The organism is Spirillospora sp. NPDC052242 (assembly GCF_040679555.1).
Classification (GTDB): domain Bacteria; phylum Actinomycetota; class Actinomycetes; order Streptosporangiales; family Streptosporangiaceae; genus Spirillospora.
On record NZ_JBFAUZ010000001.1, the window covers coordinates 170,551 to 186,798 of the forward strand.

The window sequence follows — 16,248 nt, forward strand, 5'->3', positions numbered from 1 at the left end:
TCACGCTTCGACCTCCGCATCCAGCCGCAGCAGGTCCTCGACGCCCTCCCGCCGGACGATCACGCGCGACCTGCCGTCCCGCACCGCCACCACGGCGGGCTTCGGCACGTGGTTGTAGTTACTGGCCATCGAACGACAGTACGCACCCGTCGCCGCGACCGCGACCAGGTCCCCCGCCGCAATATCTTCGGGGAACCACAGGTCGCGCACCACAATGTCGCCGCTCTCGCAGTGCTTGCCGACAAGCCTACTGAGCATCGGCCGGGCATCGGACGACCGGCTCGCCAGCACGCCGGTGTACTCGGCCCCGTACAGCGCGGTCCGGAGGTTGTCGCTCATCCCCCCGTCGACCGACACGTACGTGCGCAGCCCCTCGACGTCCTTGACCGTGCCGACCTCGTACAGCGTGACGCCCCCCGGGCCGACGATCGCGCGCCCCGGCTCCACCGTCAGCCGCGGCATCGCCAGCTCGTACGCCCGGCACTCCCGCGCGACGATCTCGCGCAGCCCGTCCGCGATCGCCTTCGGATCGTGCGGCTCCTCGCCCGGCAGGTACGCGATCCCGTACCCGCCGCCCAGGTCGAGTTCCGGGAGCTCGATCCCGTGCTCGTCCCTGATCGCCACGAGCAGCTCCGCGAGCCGGTGCGCCGCGACCTCGAACCCGTCCACGTCGAAGATCTGCGAGCCGATGTGGCTGTGCAGCCCCACCAGTTCCAGCTGCCCGAGCGCCAGCACCCGCCGAACCGCCTCGAGCGCGGCCCCCGAACTCCTGGAAAACCCGAACTTCTGGTCGTCATGGGCCGTCGCGATGAACTCGTGCGTGTGCGCCTCCACTCCCGTAGTCACACGCACCATCACCTTGGGCCGAACCCCACGCTCGTGGGCCAGATAGCCCAACCGCGCGATCTCCTCGAACGAATCGAGCACGATCCGTCCGACACCCGCCTCGAGGGCCTTCTCCAGTTCCCACGTGGCCTTGTTGCTTCCGTGCAACGTAATGCGCTCGGTCGGGAACCCCGCGGCCAACGCCACCGCGAGCTCCCCGCCACTGCACACGTCCAGGCCGAGCCCCTCCTCGTTGAGCCACTTGACCATGGCCCCGCACAGGAACGCCTTGCCCGCATAGTGGACGTCACCGTCGTGGAAGGCCGCCGCGTACTCGCGCATCCGGCTCCGCACGTCGTCCTCGTCGTAGACGTACAAAGGCGTCCCGTACTCCCGGGCCAGGTCCCGAACGTCGACACCGCCCACGGTCATGACGCCGTCCTCCCGGACGGCGTTCCGGGGCCACACCCGCACATCGAGTGCGTTCAGATCGTCGGCGGGCCCCGCCGGGTGGTCTTCGGGCAGAACGTCGGCATGCCGGGGACCGGCAGGATGTACACGGCTCATATTCGCTCTCTAGGGGTCTCACCGATCATGTTCAGGCCGTTGCCGAGGACGCGCGAAACCGCCTCGGCCAAGGCGACCCGTCCTCCGTCCGTGGCGGGACAACGTTCGTGCACGTCGTGGTACGCCCCGGCGACCTTCTCCAGACACAACACCAACGGCCTGGCGTCCCGTTCCCGCTCCGCCTGAGCCGCGCGCCCAGGGAAGTCTCCCAACAAGGAGACCAGCGCCAACTCCTCGGGCTCCGCCCGCACCAGCGAACCCTCCGGAACCTTTACCTCACGAGCCCACCGCACAGCCCAACAAGCCCTGGCGTACGCGTACCGCACGACGAACCCGGGATTCTCGAACGTCCGCGGCCACTCGTCCCACCGGAACGCCGGCACCCTCGCGACCCCGTAACCAGGATCACTCCGGACACGCTCCACCAGTTCGTCCACGCCCACACAGACCCGAACGAACCCCCGCGAAGCGACACCCCCGACCCACCGCGCGACGACCTCCGGATCGAGCCCCAGCCGCAACGCCACGGGACTCTCGAACACCCCGGGCCCCCGAGCGAACACGGGCACGTCCACGGGCACGTCCCCCGCGAACTCCCCCCGGGCCGCGGCATCGCGCAACCCCGCCACCAGGGCGGCGCTCACATCGGCAGGAGTCACCCGGATGAGACTACTTGACCACTATCTGGACACGGCCGCGAGCTTCCGCACCGTCTGGATCAACTGGTTCGGATCGAACGGCTTCGTCACATAAGCGTCGACACCGATCTCGTGCCCCCGCCGGACGTCGTGCTCCTGCGCCCGCGCGGTGATCATTGCGACCCGGATGTGCGCCGTCGCCGGATCCTCCCGCAGCCGGATCGCCGTCACCCACCCGTCCAGCCGCGGCATCATGACGTCCAGCGTGATCACGTCCGGCTGAACCTCGCCCACCTTGTCGAGGCAGTCCTGACCGTCCACCGCGGTCGACACCTCGAACCCCTCCAACTGCAGGTTCACGGCGATGAGCTGGCGGATCACCTCGTCATCATCGACGACCAGCACGCGTCCCAGTGGCTCGGTCACGGCCACGAAGTTAGCCCACTCCACCCCTCGACGCACGGCGAACATTCCAGGTGCGCGTCACCCCGCCAACCCTGGTAACCTTCTACCGCGCCCCACACAGGGCGCACGCCCCCTTAGCTCAGGGGATAGAGCAACGGCCTCCGGAGCCGTGTGCGCAGGTTCGAATCCTGCAGGGGGCACCCTGAGTTGATCACATCGAACCCCGGTCGACCCGCTGGAACAGCGGTCACCGGGGTTTCGCATGTCGGCGGCCGGGCGTCCCTGGAAGTCGCCGTCTGTCGCGATTCACGGAACATGCGCGGAGCGGCCTTAGAGGACATCCGCCCAGGTCACCCCAGGACAAGAGCCCCGGCGCGGAATCGGGGCTCGAGCCTAGCGGCGCAGGGCCGCATCCATCCTTCCAACCAGTACCCGCCCTCAGCCGTCAACGCGTTGCCCCGCGACGTCACCGAGGTGTGGGCCCGGAGGGCCAGAGTTGGAAGAGGTAGCGTTCGTGGCCCCGAAGGGCCCGAGTTGCTCGCTCCGCTTCATCGCCGTCGAGATCATCATTGATCTCACTCCACTTGTCCCAGATATCAGCGCGGCCCCAGCCTGATATGCGGACGTTGTAGGTGCCAGGAGGCACGGTGAAGAAGTCAGGCTTGAGGCCACCTGCAACGGCGTCGTACGTCAGTGAGCCCGTTGGGAAGTGCAAGAGCACGGTGTCGGTGACCTCGGGTGCTTGTACCTCTGGCGGCTCGTCGTTCCAACGCTCGATGGCGACGTGGAGCCCGAGAAAGTCCGTCGCCACCCGGAGCAGCACGGCGGATTTCCCGACGCCGAGCCAACCGTGACCAGGAACCGGCGCGGCGAGATCGGCATCGATCGGGGCCCGTTCATCGCAGATGCCGAACATCTGGTGATCCGCCGCGCCATCAGGTTCGACCACCGAATCCAAGAGATCAGCCATGGAGGGGAAGGTAACAGCATTTTCCCAGCCGCCAGGTTGATTCATTATGACTTGCTGGAGCCCCGTGAAGGATCAACATGGTTAGGTCGGCCAAGGGGAAGCCCAACTCGATGTAGTTCGCTCCGCGTGGGCCGTAGGTTTTCTAAGTCGGAGCCGGGGACGAGTGATGGTGGGCGCCTCCGTGCCAGGGCGACGTACTGCGCGAGGCTCGTGAGGGATCGAGGTTGGCCCTAGCGGCGGACCGGGTAGCGCAGGTGGAGGGCGCGGCGGCCCTGGACGACGGTCGGGTCGTCGAGGAGTTGGTGGCCTTGGCGGAGGTTGGCGAAGTAGGGGATTCCTTCGCCGAACAGCACGGGGACGAGGCTGACGCACACCTCGTCCACCAGGCCTAGGTCGAGTGCCTGCTGGATGATCGACGCGCTCGCGATGGTGACGTCCTGGTCGCCGGCGATCTGTTTCGCCTGGGCGATCGCGGTGTCGACTCCCTCGACGAACGTCGTGGTGGGCCACCTCGTGGCGGCGTCCTCGGGGGTGCGGTGCGTGACCACGACGACGGGGGCTCCGGCCGGGTGCTTGTCGCCCCAGCCGTCGGCGATGTCGAACAGGCGCCGGCCGGCGACGACCGCACCGCAACCTTCGGTCAGCCCTCGCAGCACCTGCGCACTCGCTTCGTCGACCTGGAACGAAACGGTCTCGTTGGGGTTCGGCACGCTGACCTCGCCTGTTTCGTACCAGTCGAACAGCTCCCCGACCTGGTCGTTCGGGTCCGCGATGAACCCGTCCAGCGACATCGTCATGTGGGTGAGCACCTTGCCCATCGTGGGCCTCCTCCGCTTGTCGGCTGTCGCATGTACCGACCTGTCCGGGCCGTGGGATTCATCGGCCTGCTCCCTGGATGACGTGTCCTGGCGGTGTGGCGGCGCGGCCGAGGCGGAGGTCTCCTCAGCCGTCCGTGCCAACGGCTCATGCACGGTGGCGTCGATCAATGTGGATTGCGGGTCGAACTTTTTGGGGTGAGGGTGGGTCGTATGTGACGGAACGGTCTCGAATCGGGAGGACAAGCGCATGAATGCGGATGACCTGATCATCCCCGTGATGCTGGGTGGGTGTGCTGGGTTTGCTGGGTTGGTCACCTACTTGCTCGTTGGGCGGGACCTTCGGGGTGGGGCAAGGGTGGCGGCTGCTGTGGGGGCCGCTGTGTTGGTGGGGGTGGCGGCTGTTTTTGTGCTCTACCTTGCGGTGGCCGCGTTTTTGGCTTGTGCGGTGGCTTATCTGGTGGTGCGTCGGCTGGCTCGGCCGGGGCTTGCTTTGGCGGCGTCCGGGGTTGTTCTTCTTGGTGGGCTTTGTTGTGCTGTGGTGCTCATGTCTATTGCGCTTAGTGAGATGTAGGCGTCTGTCAGGGGGCGGTTTTCATATCGCTTTCTAGGGATTGGGCGGTTGTGAACTGGCACGCGCAGCACAACGCGGCCGATCGGCCGATGGCCTGTATCGACGGGCTGGACATCCCGTTCCAATGGCTGACGGAGTCGCAGTTCTTCGAGTTCGGGCGCGAGGAGGTCTCCGAGCGGACGACGCCCTAGCGGTGCCGCGCGGAGCGGCTCTGGGGGCACCCGGGGCTGCGGCCGGTCGGGGTGGGTCATGGGGAGCCCGGGTCGCCGCTGCTCTCGTACAAGTGGGAGTACACCGATCGGGCGCTGTCCGACCAGCTCGCTCTGGAGAAGGAGGGGTACGGCGGGGTGGTGGAGCCCGGTCACGCGGCCGTGCGTTACAGCAATCCGGTCGACGGGGGCGATGTGCTCCCCACGTTGCGTGCGGAGTTCCACCGGGTCGCCAGGGGTGCCGAGACGGCTCCGGTGCGGGAGACCGGGTCCAGTGTGGCTGCGGGAGCGCGGCACCTACGACTACTCGTTCGTGGACTGGCTGTACGGGCCGACGGCGCTGCATCCGGCGGAGGAGCCGCCGATGTTCACGCCGGTGCCGCTGGCCTCGGCGGAGGTCGACGCGCTCGGCCGTCCGGGCTCGGAGTGATCAGTCGGCGGGCGCGGGGCGGCGTGCGGCGGCCAGCGCGAGCACGCCGATGACGACGAGCGCCCAGCTTCCGGTGACCGGGAAGTAGATGACGCTGAGCGGCACGCCGAGCGCCAGCAGGTACCAGCCGACCTGGGCGGGGACGCGGCCGGTCGTCCGCAGCGCGTGCCGGGTGAGCGTGCCGAGTGCGAGCAGCGCGATGCCCGCGCCCATGAACCAGATGCTGGCCTCGCGCTCGAAGTAGCCGGGCGCGTCGGCGTCGACCGCGGTACGGGCGAAGCCGTCCGCGACGATGTCCGCCCAGGCGTTGGGCTGGGCGAAGGCCCAGACGAAGTGGAGTATCGCGGTCGCGATGATCAGTCGGGGGGTCCAGCGGGCGAGTGCGCTCATGGGTTCCGTCCGTTCTCTCGCGGCGCCAGTCGCAGCGCCAGCGTGTAGATCTCCCGAAGTTCGTCGCCGGGCACCGGGGGGACGACCTGCTGGGCTCCGACCAGGAGCAGGTAGAACAGGCTGGCCAGCGGCCCCGGATCCCGGTCGTCGGCGCCGAGGCCGCGCACCAGCGATCGCAGGTAGTCGATGCGCAGCCGGTCGACGCGCTCTTGGAGCGCGCGGGCCTCGTCGTCCTGCAGCGCCCAGGCGCGCATGGCGTTCTCGAGGTCGTCGCTCTGGTCCTTGCTCTCCAGGACCAGTTCCATCAGGTGTTCCAGCTTGGTCCCGGCCGCTTCACCGGCGCGCTCCGCGTTCTCGATGAAGCGGCTGGTGTGCTCGTTCTCGTAGTACGCGAGCAGGTCGGTCTTGTAGCCGGCCATGCCCTTGAAGTGGTGGTAGAAGGACCCCTTGGTCAGGTTGAGGCGGTCGGTCAGCCGTTCGAGGGTCAGTGCGGGCGCACCGTCCTCGGTCAGAATCCCGATCCCCGCCTCGAGCCAGTCGCGCTTGCCCGCCATGCCACCGCCTTGATCGTTTCCCTGGAACATACCATACGGAATGGTATGATCCGCAGGTGACGTGGGTTACACGGTCCGTCAGACGGCCTTGGCGAGGGTGTAGAGCGCGACGAACGCGGCGAGGCCGAGCAGCAGGCTGCCGATCGCGTTGACGGCCGCCTTGCCGTACGCGCCGTCCTGGATGAGGTGGACGGTGTCGAGCTCGAAGGTGCTGAACGTCGTGAGGGCGCCGCACAGGCCGGTGCCGAGCAGCGCCTCGACGTGCGTCCCCGAACCGGCCCCGTGCAGGGCGCCGAGGAGCGCCGAGCCGAGGAGGTTGACGGCGAGCGTGCCCCACGGGAAGGACTTCCCGGCGGACGCCTTGACGTAGCCGTCGATGAGGTAGCGGAGCGTCGCGCCCACGGCGCCGCCCACCAGGACCAGGATCGCCAGCATCACTTCTCCTCCGCCGGACGGCCGCGCGGGATCCGGCGGCCGAGGACCAGGCCCGCGGCCACCGCGACCCAGCCGAGGACCACGCTCGCCACCGCGTACCCGGCGGCCAGCCCGGGTTCGCCGTCGAGGCTGTGCAGGTCGTCGATCAGATGCGAGAACGTCGTGAACCCGCCGAGGTAGCCGGTGATCGCGAGCGGCCGGACCCACGGGTGCGGTCGACCGCCGAGCAGGTACGACGTCAGGACGCCCATGGCGAGGCAGCCGAGCATGTTGACGGTGAACGTGTCCCAGGGGAAGCCCGTCGGGTCGGTGGGGATCGCCTCGCCGAGCAGGTACCGGGCGAGCGCGCCGAGCGCGCCCCCGAACGCGATCTCCGCGAGGGCGCGGGCGCGGGCGCTCGGATGTAGGACGGCCGCCTCGGCGCGCTCGCGGTGCCCCAGGCGGCCCTTCACGGGTGCCGCCGGTCGGGGGCGGGCGTCCCGAGCAGGAGCCGGCGGACGGCGTCCCAGGTGCGGTGGAACGCGGTCTCCACCTCGGGCGACCGGGCGCCGAGGATCCGCGCCCACGCGCCGTGGTCGCCGGGCAGGACGCTCGCGCCGCCGCGCAGGCCCGTGCCGGCGATCGCGGCGTGCATGGCGTCGGCGGCCTCGCGGGCGCGGCGGGTGACGACGTAGAGGGACGCCGCCAGCCCGAAGCCGTCCATGACGGCGGGGCCGGTCACCGGGGCTTCGGCGGGGACGAGCCGGAGCGGGTCGGCGAACAGCGTGCGGCCGTCCGGGTCTCGCACCTCGAGGTCGGTGCAGTAGGCGGTGTAGGCGTGCCGCTCGCCGCGCGCGAGCCGTCCCGCCATCAGCTTCTCCCCCAGCAGGACGGTCGCGCCGGGGTCGGCGGTGACGGTCGTGCGCTGGTAGAACCGCGAGTCCGCGAAGGGGATCGTGGTGGCGGGCAGGTACTCGACGTAGGCGTCGGCGGCGGCGTGCAGGTCGACCGTCTGGGCGGCGTAGTCGTGCTCCATCCGGTAGAGCCGCGTGGCGGTCTGGGTGGTGAAGTGGACGGACGTGCCGGGCCCGCAGTGCAGCCGGATGCGGTAGCGGTCCCCCTGCAGGACGCCGCCGCCCGACGACATGAACAGCACGTGCGGCATGTCCGGAAGGTCGGGTTCCGGGTGCAGGGGGCGGGTCGTGTGCAGCGGCGCCCGCTGGAAGTGGCGGACGAGTTCGGTGCGGCCGCGGACGGCGAACTCCAGGTCGAGCACGCCGTCCTTGCCGGGCGCGCCGACCGGGAGCGTGTCCGGGACGGACGCGTGCCGCGCGACGGCCGCGGGCGGCGCGGCGATCGGCGGCGGCGCGCCGGTCAGCCCGTCGGCGAGCACGGCGCCTCCCGGTGCTGCAGGACGAAGTCGGCGACCTCGGTGATCCCGGTCCCGGCCAGGCAGTCGGTCAGGACGACCGGACGGTCGCCGCGCACGGCGCGCGCGTCCCGCTCCATGACCGCGAGGTCGGTGCGCACGTACGGCGCGATGTCGATCTTGTTGATGACCAGCAGGTCGGAGTCGGTGGTGCCGGGGCCGCGCTTGCGCGGCATCTTCTCGCCTTCGGCGGTGTCCAGGACGAACACGTAGACGTCGGCCAGGGCGGGGCTGAAGGTGAGCGTCAGGTTGTCGCCGCCGCTCTCGAACAGCAGCACGTCGATGTCGGGGAACCGGTCGAGCATCTCGGCGGCCGCGGCGAGGTTCATCGTGGGGTCGTCCCGGACGGCGGTGTGCGGGCACGATCCGGTCTCGACGCCCGCGACGCGTTCGGGGTCGAGCGTGCCCGCTAGGGTGCGGCGGACGTGCTCGGCGTCCTCCTGCGTGTAGATGTCGTTGGTGATGACGCCGGGGCGGCGGCCCCGCGCGACGAGCAGGGGCACCAGCGCCTCGATGAGGGCGGTCTTGCCCGACCCCACCGGGCCGCCGATGCCGATCTTGTAGACGTGTTCGAGTTCCATGCGTCCTCCGGTCAGGTGATGAACAGCCGGGCCTCGGCCCGTTCGTGCAGGGCGGAGACGGCGTCCGCCGCCGGTGTCGACGAGTGCAGGTCCGCGGGCCCGCGGGCGGCCAGCGCGGTCCCGGTCGCCCGGACGAGCTCGGGGCGCAGCTCCCGCAGGAGCCGCTGGGCGTTCCGGAAGTCGACGCGGCCGAGCCGTACCGTCGCCGCCGCGCAGCTCGCGGCGAACGCGAACAGGTCGCAGGCGACGGCGTGCCGGACGGGCGCGCCGAGGCCCGCGTGCACGGCGCCGACGACGACGGCGTGGTTGCCGGGCGTCGCGCCGTCCGCGACGAGGGCGGCGAGCCGCGCGGCGGGGGCCGAGCCGAACGCGGGGCCGGCGGTGTCCAGCACCTGCCGGCCCGTGCGCACGGACGCGGTCCGCTGCTCCCGGTTGAGCTTGATCGCGTGCAGCCTGCGGTCGACCTCCACCACGCGGTCCCAGTCCCCGGCCGCGACCGCCCGGTGCGCGAGGGCGAGCGCGGCGGCGTCGCCGGTGCCGGCGGCGCGGACGAGATCGCGCACCAGGTCGCGCACCGGGGCGGCCGGGCCCGCCGCGGGGATCGCCCCGAGCTGGAAGTGCCCCTCCAGCCCGTGCGACAGCGTGTACAGCCCGCTGGGGAAGCCGGAGTCGGTGAGCTGGAGCCCGGCCAGCAGCGGCTCCAGGTCGTCCGTCATGGGAGCCCGCCCGTCATGCGCGTCCACTCGTCATGCGACTCCGCCCGTCAAGCGATGAAGAACAGCCGGTTGAGCGGCAGGCTCGTGGCCGGTTCGATGGACGCGGGCTCGCCGTCCACGGTGACGCGGTACGTCTCGGGGTCCACGGCGATCTCGGCGAGCGTCGAGTTGCGCAGCATGTGCCGCTTGTCCACGGTCCGGCACTGCCGCACGGGACGGATGAGGCGCTCCAGGCCGAGCCGTTCCGGGACGCCCTCCGCGATGGCCGCGTCCGACATGAACGTCACGCAGGTCTCCCGGAGAGCCCGGCCGAAGCACCCGTACGTCGGCCGCAGGTAGACCGGCTGCGGGGTGGGCAGCGAGGCGTTCGGGTCGCCCATCTGCGCCCAGCTGATCAGCCCGCCCTTGACGACCATGAACGGCTTCGCCCCGAACGAGTGCGGCTGCCACAGCACGATGTCGGCGAGCTTGCCGTCCTCCAGCGAGCCGATCGTGTCGGCCATGCCGCTGGCGCGGGCCGGGTTGATGGTGAGCTTCGCCAGGTAGCGCAGCACCCGGTGGTTGTCGTTGCGGGCGGAGTCCTCGGGCAGCGGGCCGCGCTTGTCCTTGCAGTGGTGGGCGACCTGGAACGCGCGGGTGAAGGACTCGCCGACCCGTCCCATGGCCTGCGAGTCGGAGCCGATGATGCTGATGACGCCGAGGTCGTGCAGGACGGTCTCGGCGGCGATCGTCTCGGCGCGGACGCGGCTCTCGGCGAACGACAGGTCCTCGGGGACGTCGTAGCTGAGGTGGTGGCAGACCATCGTCATGTCCAGCAGCTCGTCCGCCGAGTTGCGGGTGTACGGCAGCGTCGGGTTCGTGGACGCGGGCAGCGCGTTCGGCTCCGAGGTGATCCGCAGGATGTCGGGGGCGTGCCCGCCGCCGGCGCCCTCGGAGTGGTAGGTGTGGATCGCCCGGCCGTTGATCGCGTCGATGGTGTCCTCGACGAACCCGGCCTCGTTCAGGGTGTCGGTGTGGATGGTGACCTGCACGTCGTGGTCGTCGGCGACGCGCAGCGCGCAGTCGATGGCCGCCGGGGTCGAGCCCCAGTCCTCGTGCACCTTCAGCCCGGCGGCGCCCGCGCGGATCTGCTCGTCCAGCGGTCCGGGCAGGCTGTTGTTGCCCTTGCCGTAGACGGCGATGTTGATCGGGACGTCCTCGTACGCCTGCAGGATGCGGGAGATGTTCCACGGGCCGGGCGTGCAGGTGGTGCCGCGGGTGCCGTCCGCGGGGCCGGTGCCGCCACCGACCAGCGTGGTGATCCCGTTGCTCAGCGCGTGCTGGGCCTGCTGCGGGGCGATGAAGTGGACGTGCGTGTCGATCGCGCCCGCGGTGGCGATGAGGTTCTCGCCGGAGATCACCTCGGTGCCGGCGCCGATGATGAGGCGCCGGTCCACGCCGTTCTGGGTGTGCGGGTTGCCGGCCTTGCCGACCCCGGCGATCCGGCCGTCCTTGATCCCGATGTCGCCCTTGACGACGCCGAGCACCGGGTCGATGATCACCGCGTTGGTGATCACGGTGTCGAGGGCCGTGGTGGCGTTGCGGGAGGCGGGGTCGGCCGACATGCCGTCCCGGGCCGTCTTCCCGCCCCCGTACTGGGCCTCGTCGCCGTAGTGGCCCTCGGTGTGGTCCTTCTCGACCTCCACGACCAGGTTCGTGTCGGCCAGGCGGATCCGGTCGCCCACGGTGGGGCCGTACATGCTCGCGTACTGCGCGCGAGAGATCGTCGTCGCCATCGGGGTCAGCCCTTCTTCGACCGCGACCCGCGGCCCGCCGCGGCGGTCCGGGTCTTCGACTGCTTCTTCTTGCTGGCGCCGCCGCCCTTGCCGGGCTCCTCGGGCTCGTCGAGGTAGCCGCGGGCGCGCATCCGCTCCAGCGCCCTGGCCTTCGCGGCCCCGGACCGGATGCTGCCGTCGAGCAGCCCGCCGAACCCGACGATGCGCATCCCGCCGCCGTACTCGACGAGCCGCACCTCCTTGGTGTCGCCCGCCTCGAACCGGACGGCGGTGCCCGCCGGGATGTCCAGCCGCATCCCGAACGCCCTCTCCCGGTCGAACCGCAGGGCCCGGTTGACCTCGAAGAAGTGGAAGTGGGAACCGATCTGCACCGCCCGGTCGCCGGTGTTGTGCACGGTCATGGACTCTCTGCGCTGCCCGGCGTTCAGCTCGATCGAGCCGTCCGCGAACATGTACACGTCATCGGCCATGGGCGGCCGCCTCCTTCAGGGTCTCCTCGGTTTCCGGCGACGGGCCGTGCGCATGCCCCGCCGGCGCGTGCCCGCGGTGGTGGTCGGGATCGGGCTGGTCGTGATGGGCGTGATCGTGGTGATCGTGGTGCCGGTGCGCCGGTGCGGCGAGGCCGTCGTCTCCGTCCCGGAGCCACCGCGCCTCCGCCTCGGCGGCGCGCCGCCGGACGAGCGCCGCGAGCGCCGCGGGTCCGAGCGGCGGCCCGGCGGCGCTCGTCCCTGCGTGGGACGGCGGCGGGACGAGCGCCGCGGGCACGAGCACGACGTCCCGGGCGCCCAGCCGGCGGCAGCGGTCGACGCCCTCGGGCACGCCGGGCTCGCCGCCGATGAAGGCGACCTCCACCCAGGGGACGCGCAGGTCCCGCCAGACCAGCCTCGCGACCTTGTACAGCTCGGCGTCGTCCTCGGGTCCGCCCGGCGGCGCCACCAGGAGCGCCGCCCGGTCGCCGCCGCCGCGCGGCGCCCGTGCCACGGCCGCCCGCAGCCAGCCGACCAGGTGCGTCGTCGTGCCGAGCGGCCCGGCGAGCAGCAGGTCGCCGGGGGCCGCGCCGCGCGCCGCCCAAGCGATCGTCTGCGCGGCCGCCGCCGCGAGGCCCGGGTCGCGGCCGAGCGTCATCGGCACCACGACCGCGCGCGGGTGCGCGGCGAGCGCGACGGCGAGGTCGCGGCCCGGGCCGAGCACGCCGCCGGTCCCGGCCGGGCACTCGTGCCCGCCCACCCGCAGGACGGCGCGGTCCCGTCCGGCGGGCGGTCCGGTGGCGGCGGGCGGCACGGTCACTTGCCGCCGCCGACGGGGTCGTGGCAGGAGACGAGCTTGGTGCCGTCGTCGAACGTGGCCTCGACCTGGATCAGCTTCAGCATTCCGCGGACGCCCGGGAGCACCTCGTCCGGTCCGACCACCTGCTTGCCGAGCTCCATGCAGTCGGCGACCGTCCGGCCGTCCCGGGCCGCCTCCACGATCGCCGCGCTGATCAGCGCGACCGTCTCGCCGTAGTTGAGCTTCAGGCCGCGCTTGCGGCGCCGTTCCGCCAGCTCCGCGACCGTGAAGACGAGCAGCTTGTCGATCTCTCGTGGTGACAGGTTCATCGGTGTCCTCTCTGGAGACGCGGTTCGGTGCGCGGTGCGGTGCCCGGGGCTGCGCTCAATCGGCCCGCCGCAGCCTGGACAGGAGCGGCACGGCCGCCAGGAACACCCAGGTGACCAGCACGAACGGCCAGGTCAGGGTGTGGCCGCCGACCGTGTCGAACAGCACGGTCATGCCGGCGGTCAGCGCGGCGGCGGTGGCCGCGCCGATCGCCGCGTACGCGACGCCGACCGGGCTCAGGGCGACGAACGTCCCGGTCAGCGCGATGCCGGTCAGGACGGCGTTGTAGCCGTACAGGCCGGCACCGAGGTCGGCGGCCTGGGCGCCCAGCCACCAGCCGACCAGCAGGCCGATGAGGCTCGACACGGCCGCCGCGGCCGCGACGGGCCGGCTCGCCACCGCGAGCCCGGCCAGGAAGATCAGGCCGACGTACCAGTCGTCCTGGAAGAACACCTGCCCGACGCCGTTGAACCAGCCGCGCCAGAAGTCGTGCCAGGTCATCGCGGTGCCGGGGTCGGCCGCGGAGGGCGCGGCGGTGTTGGCGTGGTCGGCCCAGACCCGCGCGTAGGACGGCGCGCCGATCACCATCACCGTCGTGACGACGCAGAACGGCGCGGTGAACGTCGGCAGGTCGTACGGGCCGAGGACGGTCCGCAGGGCCGCGGTGAGCACGCTCGCGGCGACCGCCGAGCCGATGACCAGGGCCACCGTCGTCCAGTTGACGCCGAGGTAGAGCACCAGCGCCACGCCGACGAGCGTCCCGTTGAACCCTTCGAGCCCGAGCGAGATCCGGTCCCGGTCGACGCCGAGCAGCGACGCGGTCACGGTGGCGGTGAGGGTGCCGAGCAGGCCGAAGACGCCGAACTGCCAGCCGCCGACGAAGAGCGCGAGGATGAACAGCAGCCCGGTCCAGTCGCTGGACTGGAAGTCGACCTGGGCGACGCCGCGCGGAATCGTCTGGACGGCGACCGGCGACCGCTGCTGCCTTTCCGGGTTCCCGGTATCCGGCGCGTCCGATGACGGTGACGGCACGGACACCCTCCTCCCGGACGGAATGGCATGAATGGCCGGACGGTTCGGGCTACCGCCCGTTCGGTGATGACATGTGGCCTCTTTCCCGGAGACTCGGCCGCAAAATTGGCCATCCATCAACAGTTGGCCAAGTAACGGAAAGATCCCCGGGTCAGGCCCAGCGCTCGGATCCGGGACTGCGGGCGCGGGAGAAGCCGAGGGCCCCGATGCCGAGCAGCACCGCGGCCGCCGTCCACAGCGGTGCCGCCACGCCGAGATGCCGGATGAGCAGGGCGCCGGCCATCGCCCCCACCAGCAGCGCCGCGATCGACAGCGCCTTGCCCACGACCTGCCTCGGGGGCCTGCCCCGGTCGGCGACCAGCGACGTGAGCGCGGTGGTGATCACGATCGTCCGGAAGCCGGGGACGTCGACGCGCCGCACGATCGCGAACTGCCAGCCCATCGACGCCGCCAGCAGCGGGATCAGCGCCTGCCGTTCGAGCGCGGGGGTGTGGCCGAGGACCGTGGTGATCAGGGCCGCGGCGGCGAGGGCGGCGGCCTGCACGGTGACGCCCGCGGCGAGCAGCAGCCCGCGATGGTCGAGCCCGCCGAAGCGCGTCCGTCCGCCGATCGCGGCGCCGACGCAGAAGAACACGGTCGAGATGGTCGTCGCGACGAACGGGCCCGTCGTCTCTCCCCTGCCGCCGAGCCGGAAGCCCAGGAAGATGACGTTGCCCGTGGCGTTCGCGACGAAGACGTTGCCGAACTCCAGGTAGCTGACCGCGTCGATCAGCCCGGTGATGCCCGTCAGCAGGATGAGGAACGCGGGCAGCGGCCCGTGCTCGCGCTCCCCCGCCGCCGCGTCACTCGTCGGCAAAGCTCGCGTCCGTCCCCTCGGCCTGCTCCTCGGGGGTCATGCGCATGCGGAACAGCCGGTCGATGACGGTGCCGATGACGAAGGTGACGGCGAACGCGTACAGCCCGACGGCGATCACCGCGACCGCCTGCTTGCCCAGCACCGATGCCGGGCCGCCGTAGAAGAGCCCCGCCGTGCCCTTCTCCCAGCCGGTGGCCAGGAAGCCGAGCGACAGGACGCCGACGATGCCGCCGGCCCCGTGGATCCCGGCGACGTCCAGGGTGTCGTCGTACCCGGCGACGAGCTTCAGCTGGACCGCGTACGTGCAGACCGCCGCCGCCACGACGCCGATGAGGAACGCGCCCTCGACGCTGACGAACGCGCACGACGGGGTGATGGCGACCAGCCCGGCGAGCGCGCCGCTGGCCGACCCGAGCCGGGTCAGGTGCCGGGTGCGCAGCCACTCCAGGAGCCGCCAGGTCAGCATCCCCGAGCAGCCCGCGATCATCGTGCTGACGAACGCGCGGGTGGCGAGCGCCCCGTCGTTGAGGGACGAGCCCGCGTTGAAGCCGAACCAGCCGAACCAGAGCAGGCCGAGGCCCAGCATGACGAACGGGATGTTGCCCGGCCGCGGCCCCTCGCCGCGCCGGAACTCGACGCCCCGGCCCAGCACGAGCGCCATCGCGAGGCCCGAGATGCCCGAGTTGAGCTCCACGACCAGGCCGCCCGCGAAGTCCATCACGCCCCACTCGCTCAGCCAGCCGGACGGCGCGAACACCCAGTGCGCGATGGGCAGGTAGACCAGCGTCACCCACACGACGACGAACAGGATCCACGGGCCGAACCGCGCCCGTCCCGCGATGGACCCGCTGATCAGCGCGACCGTGATGATCGCGAAGGTGAGCTGGAAGCACGCGTAGATCTGCTCCGGGATCCGGCCCTGCAGCGTGTCCGGGCCCACGTTGCCGAGGCGCCAGTCGCCCCACCCGATGAGCCCGAGCCCGCCCGCGTCCTTGCCGAACGCGATGCCGTACCCGTAGAGGAACCACAGGATCGTCACCAGGCTGATGCAGATGAAGCTCATGTAGAGCATCGTCAGCATGTTCTTGGAGCGGACCATTCCGCCGTAGAAGAAGGCGAGCCCCGGCGTCATGAGGAGCACCATCGCGGTGCTCACCAGCAGCCAGGCGGAATCGCCGGTGTTCAGTCCCGAGGACATTTCAGACCTTCCTGATGTTTCCCCTTTGGGGATCGGTCCGTCCGCAGGCTGGGAATTCCCGCGATACCTCGCACATCGCCGACGACGCGGCAAACACTGCGCTTGGAAATCTTGGACACCGCTTGGCGCGCCCCTGCGGCCGGACGGCCGGTGCGGGGGCGGGGGCCGCCACTTCGGACGTCTGCACGGGAGGCCGCACTTCGGGTGTCGAAGGAGCTTCCGGATTTTTCGTTATCGCCCCCTCCGCCGCCGGTCTGCCTCGTGATCCGTACACGGA

General features: G+C 71.1%; 21 protein-coding genes and 1 tRNA gene. 3 read left to right on the top strand and 19 right to left on the bottom strand.

From position 1 onward, the window contains the following. From lysA to AB0L25_RS00935, 3 genes are read right to left on the bottom strand one after another with little or no spacing between them, the layout of a single operon-like run. Positions 1-1,392 carry a diaminopimelate decarboxylase gene (gene lysA / locus AB0L25_RS00925; RefSeq protein ID WP_500167257.1) on the bottom strand — a complete coding sequence of 464 codons (1,392 nt, stop codon included), beginning with the start codon at positions 1,390-1,392 and terminating at the stop codon, positions 1-3. Continuing rightward, positions 1,389-2,051, bottom strand: a complete 663-nt coding sequence (locus AB0L25_RS00930) for a DALR anticodon-binding domain-containing protein (RefSeq protein ID WP_500167259.1) — start codon at positions 2,049-2,051, stop codon at positions 1,389-1,391. The genes lysA and AB0L25_RS00930 overlap by 4 nt, the downstream gene beginning before the upstream one ends. A 21-nt stretch (positions 2,052-2,072) precedes the next feature. After that, entirely contained in the window at positions 2,073-2,435 is a 363-nt protein-coding gene (locus AB0L25_RS00935; protein ID WP_500167612.1) for a response regulator transcription factor, read from the bottom strand. 128 nt (positions 2,436-2,563) lie between these two features. On the opposite strand from AB0L25_RS00935, the gene AB0L25_RS00940 reads away from it, so the two are divergent. Next, a tRNA-Arg gene (locus AB0L25_RS00940) sits at positions 2,564-2,635 on the top strand. A 266-nt stretch (positions 2,636-2,901) separates the two neighbouring features. Here AB0L25_RS00940 and AB0L25_RS00945 read toward each other — a convergent pair. Both AB0L25_RS00945 and AB0L25_RS00950 read right to left on the bottom strand, forming a co-directional pair. Then, positions 2,902-3,405, bottom strand: coding sequence for a hypothetical protein (locus AB0L25_RS00945; RefSeq protein WP_500167261.1), 504 nt, complete (start codon positions 3,403-3,405; stop codon positions 2,902-2,904). A 230-nt stretch (positions 3,406-3,635) separates the two neighbouring features. Continuing rightward, positions 3,636-4,223, bottom strand: coding sequence for a dihydrofolate reductase family protein (locus tag AB0L25_RS00950; RefSeq protein WP_500167262.1), 588 nt, complete (start codon positions 4,221-4,223; stop codon positions 3,636-3,638). Positions 4,224-4,844: 621 nt separating this feature from the next. Between AB0L25_RS00950 and AB0L25_RS00955 the strand changes: the two genes are divergently transcribed. Beyond that, a complete protein-coding gene (locus AB0L25_RS00955; protein WP_500167264.1) occupies positions 4,845-4,985 on the top strand; it encodes a hypothetical protein in 141 nt (46 codons plus the stop codon). Positions 4,986-5,277: 292 nt separating this feature from the next. Next, entirely contained in the window at positions 5,278-5,433 is a 156-nt protein-coding gene (locus tag AB0L25_RS00960) for a hypothetical protein (protein WP_500167266.1), read from the top strand. Here the strand turns inward: AB0L25_RS00960 and AB0L25_RS00965 are convergent, their stop codons facing one another. From AB0L25_RS00965 to AB0L25_RS01030, 14 genes are all read right to left on the bottom strand, one after another. Then, positions 5,434-5,823 carry a DUF6463 family protein gene (locus AB0L25_RS00965; protein ID WP_500167268.1) on the bottom strand — a complete coding sequence of 130 codons (390 nt, stop codon included), beginning with the start codon at positions 5,821-5,823 and terminating at the stop codon, positions 5,434-5,436. It abuts the gene before it with no gap. Next, complete coding sequence (locus tag AB0L25_RS00970) at positions 5,820-6,377, bottom strand: TetR/AcrR family transcriptional regulator (protein ID WP_500167269.1); 558 nt, start codon at positions 6,375-6,377, stop codon at positions 5,820-5,822. The genes AB0L25_RS00965 and AB0L25_RS00970 overlap by 4 nt, the downstream gene beginning before the upstream one ends. Positions 6,378-6,455: 78 nt before the next feature. Beyond that, positions 6,456-6,812, bottom strand: a complete 357-nt coding sequence (gene crcB / locus AB0L25_RS00975; RefSeq protein WP_500167271.1) for a fluoride efflux transporter CrcB — start codon at positions 6,810-6,812, stop codon at positions 6,456-6,458. Then, positions 6,812-7,264 (bottom strand): fluoride efflux transporter FluC, encoded by a 453-nt coding sequence (locus AB0L25_RS00980; protein ID WP_500167273.1) that lies wholly within the window; start codon positions 7,262-7,264, stop codon positions 6,812-6,814. The genes crcB and AB0L25_RS00980 overlap by 1 nt, the downstream gene beginning before the upstream one ends. Further along, entirely contained in the window at positions 7,261-8,184 is a 924-nt protein-coding gene (locus tag AB0L25_RS00985; protein ID WP_500167275.1) for an urease accessory protein UreD, read from the bottom strand. Before AB0L25_RS00985 ends, AB0L25_RS00980 begins: the two co-directional genes overlap by 4 nt. Next, positions 8,166-8,801: an urease accessory protein UreG gene (ureG, locus tag AB0L25_RS00990; protein WP_500167277.1), complete on the bottom strand. Its 636-nt coding sequence runs from the start codon at positions 8,799-8,801 to the stop codon at positions 8,166-8,168. The genes AB0L25_RS00985 and ureG overlap by 19 nt, the downstream gene beginning before the upstream one ends. 11 nt (positions 8,802-8,812) lie before the next feature. After that, positions 8,813-9,517 carry an urease accessory protein UreF gene (locus AB0L25_RS00995; RefSeq protein WP_500167279.1) on the bottom strand — a complete coding sequence of 235 codons (705 nt, stop codon included), beginning with the start codon at positions 9,515-9,517 and terminating at the stop codon, positions 8,813-8,815. A 47-nt stretch (positions 9,518-9,564) separates the two neighbouring features. Next, entirely contained in the window at positions 9,565-11,292 is a 1,728-nt protein-coding gene (gene ureC, locus AB0L25_RS01000; RefSeq protein ID WP_500167281.1) for an urease subunit alpha, read from the bottom strand. Between the two features lie 5 nt (positions 11,293-11,297). After that, the gene (gene ureB / locus AB0L25_RS01005) at positions 11,298-11,762 is read right to left on the bottom strand and encodes an urease subunit beta (protein WP_500167283.1); all 465 of its coding nucleotides are present in this window, start codon (positions 11,760-11,762) and stop codon (positions 11,298-11,300) included. Further along, on the bottom strand, positions 11,752-12,579 hold the full coding sequence (locus tag AB0L25_RS01010) for a sirohydrochlorin chelatase (RefSeq protein WP_500167285.1): 828 nt from the start codon (positions 12,577-12,579) through the stop codon (positions 11,752-11,754). The genes ureB and AB0L25_RS01010 overlap by 11 nt, the downstream gene beginning before the upstream one ends. Beyond that, entirely contained in the window at positions 12,576-12,887 is a 312-nt protein-coding gene (locus tag AB0L25_RS01015) for an urease subunit gamma (protein ID WP_500167287.1), read from the bottom strand. The genes AB0L25_RS01010 and AB0L25_RS01015 overlap by 4 nt, the downstream gene beginning before the upstream one ends. Positions 12,888-12,942: 55 nt before the next feature. Next, positions 12,943-13,917, bottom strand: coding sequence for an urea transporter (locus tag AB0L25_RS01020; protein ID WP_500167289.1), 975 nt, complete (start codon positions 13,915-13,917; stop codon positions 12,943-12,945). A gap of 151 nt (positions 13,918-14,068) precedes the next feature. Further along, positions 14,069-14,773, bottom strand: coding sequence for a YoaK family protein (locus tag AB0L25_RS01025; RefSeq protein WP_500167291.1), 705 nt, complete (start codon positions 14,771-14,773; stop codon positions 14,069-14,071). Continuing rightward, complete coding sequence (locus AB0L25_RS01030; RefSeq protein WP_500167293.1) at positions 14,760-15,971, bottom strand: ammonium transporter; 1,212 nt, start codon at positions 15,969-15,971, stop codon at positions 14,760-14,762. The genes AB0L25_RS01025 and AB0L25_RS01030 overlap by 14 nt, the downstream gene beginning before the upstream one ends. Positions 15,972-16,248: the final 277 nt, after the last annotated feature.